This window comes from Klebsiella sp. RCJ4 (genome assembly GCF_009025755.1).
Lineage (GTDB): Bacteria > Pseudomonadota > Gammaproteobacteria > Enterobacterales > Enterobacteriaceae > Klebsiella > Klebsiella michiganensis.
This window is the reverse complement of record NZ_WCIN01000037.1, coordinates 172214-179857: the sequence shown is the minus strand read 5'-3', so window position 1 is coordinate 179857 and position 7644 is coordinate 172214. Positions and strand designations below refer to the sequence as shown.

The 7644-nt window shown below is 58.3% G+C and carries 6 protein-coding genes; 5 read left to right on the top strand and 1 reads right to left on the bottom strand.

Annotated features, from left to right (window positions below; genetic code table 11):
* Positions 1–330: 330 nt before the first annotated feature.
* Positions 331–1470 (bottom strand): tRNA epoxyqueuosine(34) reductase QueG, encoded by a 1140-nt coding sequence (queG, locus tag F8562_RS14360; protein ID WP_014227617.1) that lies wholly within the window; start codon positions 1468–1470, stop codon positions 331–333.
* Positions 1471–1483: 13 nt separating this feature from the next.
* On the opposite strand from queG, the gene nnr reads away from it, so the two are divergent.
* From nnr to miaA, 5 genes are read left to right on the top strand one after another with little or no spacing between them, the layout of a single operon-like run.
* Entirely contained in the window at positions 1484–2995 is a 1512-nt protein-coding gene (gene nnr, locus F8562_RS14355) for a bifunctional ADP-dependent NAD(P)H-hydrate dehydratase/NAD(P)H-hydrate epimerase (RefSeq protein WP_014837181.1), read from the top strand.
* Complete coding sequence (tsaE, locus tag F8562_RS14350) at positions 2988–3449, top strand: tRNA (adenosine(37)-N6)-threonylcarbamoyltransferase complex ATPase subunit type 1 TsaE (protein ID WP_014227619.1); 462 nt, start codon at positions 2988–2990, stop codon at positions 3447–3449. Before nnr ends, tsaE begins: the two co-directional genes overlap by 8 nt.
* A 16-nt stretch (positions 3450–3465) precedes the next feature.
* Positions 3466–4797, top strand: coding sequence for an N-acetylmuramoyl-L-alanine amidase AmiB (amiB, locus tag F8562_RS14345; RefSeq protein WP_014837183.1), 1332 nt, complete (start codon positions 3466–3468; stop codon positions 4795–4797).
* A gap of 10 nt (positions 4798–4807) precedes the next feature.
* On the top strand, positions 4808–6697 hold the full coding sequence (gene mutL / locus F8562_RS14340) for a DNA mismatch repair endonuclease MutL (protein ID WP_032718860.1): 1890 nt from the start codon (positions 4808–4810) through the stop codon (positions 6695–6697).
* Positions 6690–7640: a tRNA (adenosine(37)-N6)-dimethylallyltransferase MiaA gene (miaA, locus tag F8562_RS14335; RefSeq protein ID WP_032695150.1), complete on the top strand. Its 951-nt coding sequence runs from the start codon at positions 6690–6692 to the stop codon at positions 7638–7640. Before mutL ends, miaA begins: the two co-directional genes overlap by 8 nt.
* The last annotated feature ends 4 nt before the right edge of the window (positions 7641–7644 follow it).

Below are 7644 nucleotides of genomic sequence, written 5' to 3'. Positions count from 1 at the left end.
TTGGTAGAGCACGACCTTGCCAAGGTCGGGGTCGCGAGTTCGAGTCTCGTTTCCCGCTCCAAATTTCTTCTCATACCCAGTTTATCCACAGCGCAAGCACGCGCCGGTGATGATTTTCGAGCGGTCCTGAAAATACTGTGAACAGAGTTATCCACAGGTTAACCTTTCGTCCTCTCTCAGAAAATTACTTCACTATGTAAATAGTATTCTTATATCTAATTGAAAGATAAGAGTTAAATTTCATTTCAAAGTGTTAATCCGATCACTTGACGAACGTCTGCCCCTTGAAACGCAATGTGTTTTTATTTTTATTCACACCCTGTGAATGAATCAGGCGTCGCGCGGTAGCCCTTTTTCAACCACCCTGACCAGACGCAGCTTTTTGGGTAACTGCACCTCAACCACATTGGCATTTCTCTTTTCAATTTGCTGCGCCATCGCCCACTCGATATGTTCGTCGAGAAGCGGGTGCTCACCCCTGCGGCTTTCCAGCGCCTTCAGGTTCGCTTCATCCCAGGGCGCGTTGCCCAACGCGACGGCGATATTACGCAGCCAGCGCAGATGACCAATACGGCGAATGGCCGAACCTTCCGTCACTTTTAAAAACCAGGGTTCGCTCCAGGCGAACAGCTCAATAAGCGCCGGGGCGTGTAGCGCCTTGCGCGGACTGAAATCCTCTTCATCGGTGAGCTGCGCGAAGCGGTTCCACGGGCAAATCAGCTGGCAGTCATCGCAGCCGTATATGCGGTTGCCGATCAGCGGACGAAACTCTTCCGGAATAGCGCCTTCCAGTTCGATAGTCAGATAGGAAATACAGCGCCGGGCATCGACGGTATAGGGCTCGACGATGGCGCCGGTTGGGCAGATGGTCATACAGGCAACGCAGCGGCCGCACTCTTCCTTGACGGGCTGGTCAATGGGAAGAGGGAGATCGATAAGCAGTTCACCGAGGAAAAAGAACGAGCCGGCATCGCGGCTAAGGATGAGCGAGTGCTTACCTGTCCATCCCAGCCCCGCTTTTTCGGCTAAAGGGCGTTCAAGAATCGGCGCGGAATCGACAAAAGGTCTAAAATTGAGCGAAGCACACTGTCCCTGAATCATCTCACCTAATTTTTTCAGGCGATGACGTAATAGCTTGTGATAGTCCCGTCCGAGGGCGTAACGGCTAACGTAACCCACCGCGGGGTCTTTCAGGGTACGGGCGAAAGCGGCATTAGCGGGCAGGTAGTTCATTCTCACGCTAATCACGCGCAGGGTACCGGGCTGGAGCTCATGGGGGCGCGCGCGCATCATGCCATGACGCGCCATCCACGCCATTTCGCCGTGGTATTGTTTATCCAGCCACGCCTGCAGTTTAGGTTCGCTGGCGCTGAGATCGGTATCGGTAATACCGACCTGCTGGAACCCCAACTCTGTGCCCCATTGTTTGATTTGCTGCGCTAACTGATTGAGATCGAGGGGCTGTGACATGATGGACCATACGATGACGAAAAACACCGGGAGTATACCACATATCATCTGGTCGGCGGAGGCGCTACGACGAGCGGAAAAAGAGGCGGCGGATGCCCTTGGGCTGACGTTGTATGAACTGATGCGTCGTGCGGGCGAAGCGGCTTTTGAGCTTGCGCGCGTCCAGTATCCTGAAAGCCGGCACTGGCTGATTCTCTGCGGCCACGGTAATAACGGCGGCGACGGCTACGTGGTGGCTCGCCTGGCACAGTCGCGAGGCATTCAGGTCACGCTGCTGGCGCTGGAGAGCGAGAAGCCGCTGCCGGAAGAGGCCAGCCTCGCGCGTGAGGAGTGGCTCAACGCCGGCGGCACGATTCATGCCGCCAGCATCCCCTGGCCGGAAGATATCACGCTGATTATTGACGGCCTGCTCGGTACCGGGTTACAGAGCGCGCCCCGGGAAAACGTTGCGGCGCTGATCGCGCGGGCAAACGCCCATCCGGCTGCGGTTGTGGCGCTGGATATCCCCTCCGGCCTGAATGCGCAAACGGGGACGACGCCGGGCGCGGTTATCCATGCCGCTCATACCATCACCTTTATCGCGCTTAAGCCGGGGCTGCTGACCGGCAAAGCCCGCGATGTCGTTGGCCGTTTGCATCACCACGCCCTGGGGCTTGAGGGTTGGCTGGCAGGCCAAACGACGGCGCTCAGTCGCTTCGATGCCTCGCAGCTCCCCGGCTGGCTGCCGCCGCGGCGTCCAACCTCGCACAAAGGCGACCACGGTAAGCTGGTGATTATTGGCGGCGAACCGGGGACGGCGGGCGCCATACGAATGAGCGGTGAAGCGGCGCTGCGCGCGGGCGCCGGGCTGGTGCGAGTACTGACTCACCGGGACAACATTGCCCCCATTCTGACCGCCAGGCCGGAGCTGATGGTCCATGAGCTGACGTCCCGCTCTCTCGAAGAGAGTCTGCACTGGGCGGATGTCATTGCGATTGGGCCGGGTCTGGGGCAGGGCGAGTGGAGTAAAAATGCGTTACGCCAGGCGGAGAATTTTCGCAAACCAATGGTCTGGGATGCGGATGCGCTGAACCTGCTGGCAATCAATCCCGATAAACGTCACAATCGCGTGCTGACGCCGCATCCCGGCGAAGCCGCCCGCCTGCTGAACGTGAGTGTGGCAGAAATTGAAAGCGATCGCTTACATTCTGCACAACGTCTGGTAAAACGTTATGGTGGCATCGTGGTGCTGAAAGGTGCAGGTACGATCGTGGCGAGCGAAACGGGCGAAATGGCTATTATCGACGCCGGTAACGCTGGGATGGCCAGCGGCGGGATGGGCGATGTGCTGACCGGTATTGTCGCTGCGTTGTTAGGCCAGCGCCTGACGCCGTATGATGCTGCCTGCGCCGGATGCGTTGCTCATGGCGAAGCCGCCGATCGGCTGGCGGCGAGACACGGCACCCGCGGAATGCTGGCGACCGATCTTTTTTTCACGCTCAGGCGTGTTGTTAACCCGGATGTGATTGACGTAGACCATGATTAACCGAGTGATTCCTTTACCCGATGAGCAGGCGACTTTAAGCCTTGGCAACCGCGTCGCGCAGGCATGCGCTGGCGCGACGGTCATCTATTTGTATGGCGATTTAGGGGCGGGTAAGACCACCTTTAGCCGCGGTTTCCTTCAGGCTCTCGGTCACCGTGGCAACGTTAAAAGCCCAACCTACACCCTCGTCGAGCCTTACAGCCTCGATAATTTGATGGTCTATCACTTCGATCTTTATCGCCTGGCGGATCCTGAGGAACTCGAGTTTATGGGGATCCGCGATTATTTTACTGACGATGCTATCTGCCTGGTGGAATGGCCGCAGCAGGGCACGGGAGTACTGCCGGACCCGGATGTTGAAATTCACCTTGAGTATCAGGCACAAGGGCGTGAGGCGCGCGTAACCGCGGTCTCCTCATTGGGTGAGTCTTTATTGGCGCGTTTGGCTAATTAGCCTGAAGGACGACGGGATGATGTATCGCTTAACCAGTTGGCTGGCCGCCGCACTGATGCTGTTCAGCATTCAGGCCACTGCGGCAAGTTTATCCGATATCCAGGTCTCAAATGGCGATCGGCAGGCCCGCATTACTATTAGCTTTATCGGCGAGCCTGAATATTCGTTTAGCCCCCAGGGCAAACGCATCGTGGCGCTGGATATTAAACAGACTGGCGTACTCCAGGGGCTACCGCTGCAGTTTAGCGGCAATAATCTGGTAAAAAGCATTCGTTCCGGGACGCCGCAGGATACGCAGTCGCTGCGCCTGCTGGTGGATCTCACCGCCGACGGCAAAACCCGCGCGGTGAAACAGCAGAACGGCTCTAACTACACCGTGGTGTTTACGATTAACGCCGACGCGCCGCCTCCGCCTCCACCCCAGCCGGTGGTGGTTAGACAGGCGGAAAGGCCCGTGGCGCAGCCCGTGCGTCCGAGCGAACCCGCGCGCAACCCGTTTAAAGCCGATAACGACCGGCTCACCGCGGTGACCAGCACCAGTAGCGTAACGCGTCCTGCGGCGCGTACCGTTTCCGGCGACGATAAAGTGATTATCGCCATTGACGCCGGCCACGGCGGCCAGGATCCGGGAGCCATTGGTCCGAACGGCACGAAAGAGAAGAATGTGACCATAGCGATTGCGCGCAAGCTCCGCGCGCTGCTGAATGCCGATCCGCAGTTCAGGCCCGTGCTGACGCGCGACGGCGATTATTTCATTTCCGTCATGGGGCGTTCTGACGTCGCACGTAAGCAAAACGCCAATTTCCTTGTCTCGATTCACGCCGACGCTGCGCCGAATCGCGATGCTACCGGGGCCTCGGTTTGGGTGCTTTCCAACCGCCGCGCGAACAGCGAAATGGCCGGCTGGCTCGAGCAGCATGAGAAACAGTCAGAACTGCTGGGCGGCGCGGGCGATGTACTGGCCAACAGCCAGTCGGACCCTTACCTGAGCCAGGCGGTGCTGGATTTACAGTTCGGCCATTCCCAGCGCGTCGGGTATGATGTGGCGACCAATGTGCTGAGCCAGCTGCAGCGGATCGGCGATTTACATAAGCGTCGTCCTGAGCATGCCAGCCTCGGCGTACTGCGTTCGCCGGATATCCCGTCGATCCTGGTGGAAACGGGTTTTATCAGTAATACCGGCGAAGAGCGGCTGCTGGGCAGCGATGCTTATCAGCAGCAGGTCGCAGAGGCGATTTATAACGGCCTGCGTAACTACTTTATGCAGCACCCTCTGCAATCCGCGCCGCGCGGGGCAGCCGCGCAGACTGCCAGCGCAGGTTCGTCAGACGGGACGTTGTTAAATTAAGGAGACGGCCATGCCGATTCAGGTTCTACCGCCGCAGCTCGCCAACCAGATTGCCGCAGGTGAAGTGGTGGAACGTCCGGCGTCGGTGGTCAAAGAGCTGGTGGAAAATAGCCTCGATGCCGGGGCGACGCGTATCGACATTGATATTGAGCGCGGCGGGGCGAAGTTAATCCGCATTCGCGATAACGGCTGCGGCATCAAAAAAGACGAACTGGCGCTGGCGCTGGCTCGTCACGCCACCAGTAAAATTGCTTCGCTGGATGACCTTGAGGCGATCATTAGCCTCGGCTTTCGCGGCGAAGCTCTGGCCAGTATCAGCTCAGTGGCTCGCCTGACGTTGACCTCGCGTACCGAGGAGCAGCAGGAGGCCTGGCAGGCCTATGCCGAAGGGCGCGATCAGGCGGTCACCGTGAAGCCGGCGGCGCACCCGGTGGGAACAACGCTGGAAGTGCTGGATCTGTTTTATAACACCCCCGCCCGGCGCAAATTTATGCGCACCGAGAAAACCGAGTTTGGCCATATCGACGAGATCGTGCGGCGCATTGCGCTTGCGCGCTTCGACGTGACCATCAACCTCAGCCACAACGGCAAGGCCGTGCGCCAGTACCGGGCGGTATCGCAGGACGGCCAGCGTGAGCGGCGTCTGGGCGCGATCTGCGGTTTGCCATTTCTCGAACACGCGCTGGCGATTGAGTGGCAGCACGGCGACCTGACCCTCAGCGGCTGGGTGGCCGATCCGCTACATACCAATCCGACGCTGGCGGAGATTCAGTATTGCTACGTCAATGGGCGGATGATGCGCGATCGCCTGATTAATCACGCGATTCGCCAGGCCTGTGAAGACAAGCTGGGCGCCGATCAGCAGCCTGCCTTTGTGCTGTATCTGAAGATAGATCCGCATCAGGTGGATGTGAACGTCCATCCGGCCAAACATGAAGTGCGTTTTCATCAGTCGCGCCTGGTGCATGACTTTATCTATCAGGGCGTGCTGAGCGTCCTGCAGCAGCAGCTGGAGGTGCCGTTGGCGGAAGAGGGCGATGAGCCCGCGCCGCGACAGGTGCCGGAAAACCGCATTGCGGCGGGCGGCAATCATTTTGCCCAGCCGGCGGTCGCGCGTGAAAGCGCCGCTCCCCGTTACCGGGATGAGCCCGCCGCGCCGCGTTTGAATACCGGAGGTTCGCGAGAGTCCGCCGCCTCTGGTTCATCTGGCGGAGCCGCCTGGCCGCACGCGCAGCCAGGCTATCAAAAACAGCAGGGTGCGCTTTATCGCCAACTGCTGGATACGCCGGCCACGGAGCGTAAACCCCTGGCTCCCGCACCGGCAGCGGAAGGCCTGTCGGGTCATAGCCAAAGCTTTGGCCGCGTACTGACGATTATCGATAGCGACTGCGCGCTGCTGGAGCGCGGCGGTAAGTTAGCGCTGCTGGCTCTGCCGGTTGCTGAGCGCTGGCTGCGCCAGGCGCAGCTAACGCCGGGCGCAGAGGCGGTTTGCGCCCAACCGCTGCTTATCCCGCTGCGGATAAAAGTGTCCGACGAGGAAAAAGACGCGCTCAAGCATGCGCAGTCGGCGCTGGCTGAGGTCGGGATTGAACTCCAGTCCGATACGCACCACGTGACGGTCCGCGCAGTGCCTTTACCCTTAAGACAACAAAATTTACAAATCTTGATTCCTGAACTGATAGGCTACCTGGCGCAGCAAAAAACCGTCGACGTCGGCAACATTGCTCAGTGGATAGCGCGTAATCTGGCGAGCGAACATGCGCAGTGGAACATGGCGCAGGCGATTGCCGTCCTGGCGGATATCGAACGCTTATGTCCGCAGCTGGTTAAAGCGCCGCCGGGTGGTCTGTTACAACCTGTTGATTTACATTCGGCGATGAATGCCCTGAAAGATGAGTGATGTAACTGAGGCAAGCCTGCCTAAGGCAATATTTTTAATGGGCCCTACGGCCTCTGGTAAAACCGCATTGGCTATCGCCTTACGTAAAGTTTTGCCAGTAGAGTTGATTAGCGTTGATTCAGCCCTCATCTATCGAGGAATGGACATAGGCACGGCCAAGCCCGATGCCGCGGAGCTGAGCGCTGCGCCGCATCGTCTGCTGGATATTCTTGACCCGGCCGAGGCTTATTCCGCGGCGGATTTCCGCCGCGATGCGCTGGCAGAGATGGCCGATATCGTCGCTGCCGGGCGTATTCCGCTACTGGTTGGCGGAACGATGTTGTATTTCAAGGCGTTGTTGGAAGGATTGTCGCCTCTACCCTCGGCTGACCCTGAGGTCAGAGCCAGGATCGAGCAACAGGCCGCAGAGCAGGGATGGAACGCGTTACACCAGCAGCTACAGGAAATTGATCCGGTTGCCGCCGCGCGTATTCATCCAAATGATCCGCAAAGACTTTCCCGAGCACTGGAAGTTTTTTTCATTTCGGGTAAAACTTTAACGGAGCTGACGCAAACGTCAGGTGATGCTCTGCCGTATAAGGTGCACCAGTTCGCCATCGCCCCGGCGAGCCGTGAACTGCTCCATCAGCGCATAGAACAGCGTTTTCATCAGATGTTGGCTTCAGGTTTTGAAGCAGAAGTGCGGGCGCTTTTTGCCCGGGGAGATTTGCATACGGATATGCCTTCCATTCGTTGTGTCGGATATCGCCAGATGTGGTCTTACCTTAATGGCGAGATCCCGTATGATGAAATGGTTTATCGAGGTGTTTGCGCCACGAGACAGTTAGCTAAACGTCAGGTGACCTGGCTGCGCGGTTGGGAAGGTATCCACTGGTTAGACAGTGAACAACCTGAACAAGCGTTCAACAAAGTATTACAGGTTGTTGGTGCTAGCCTGGACTGAACGT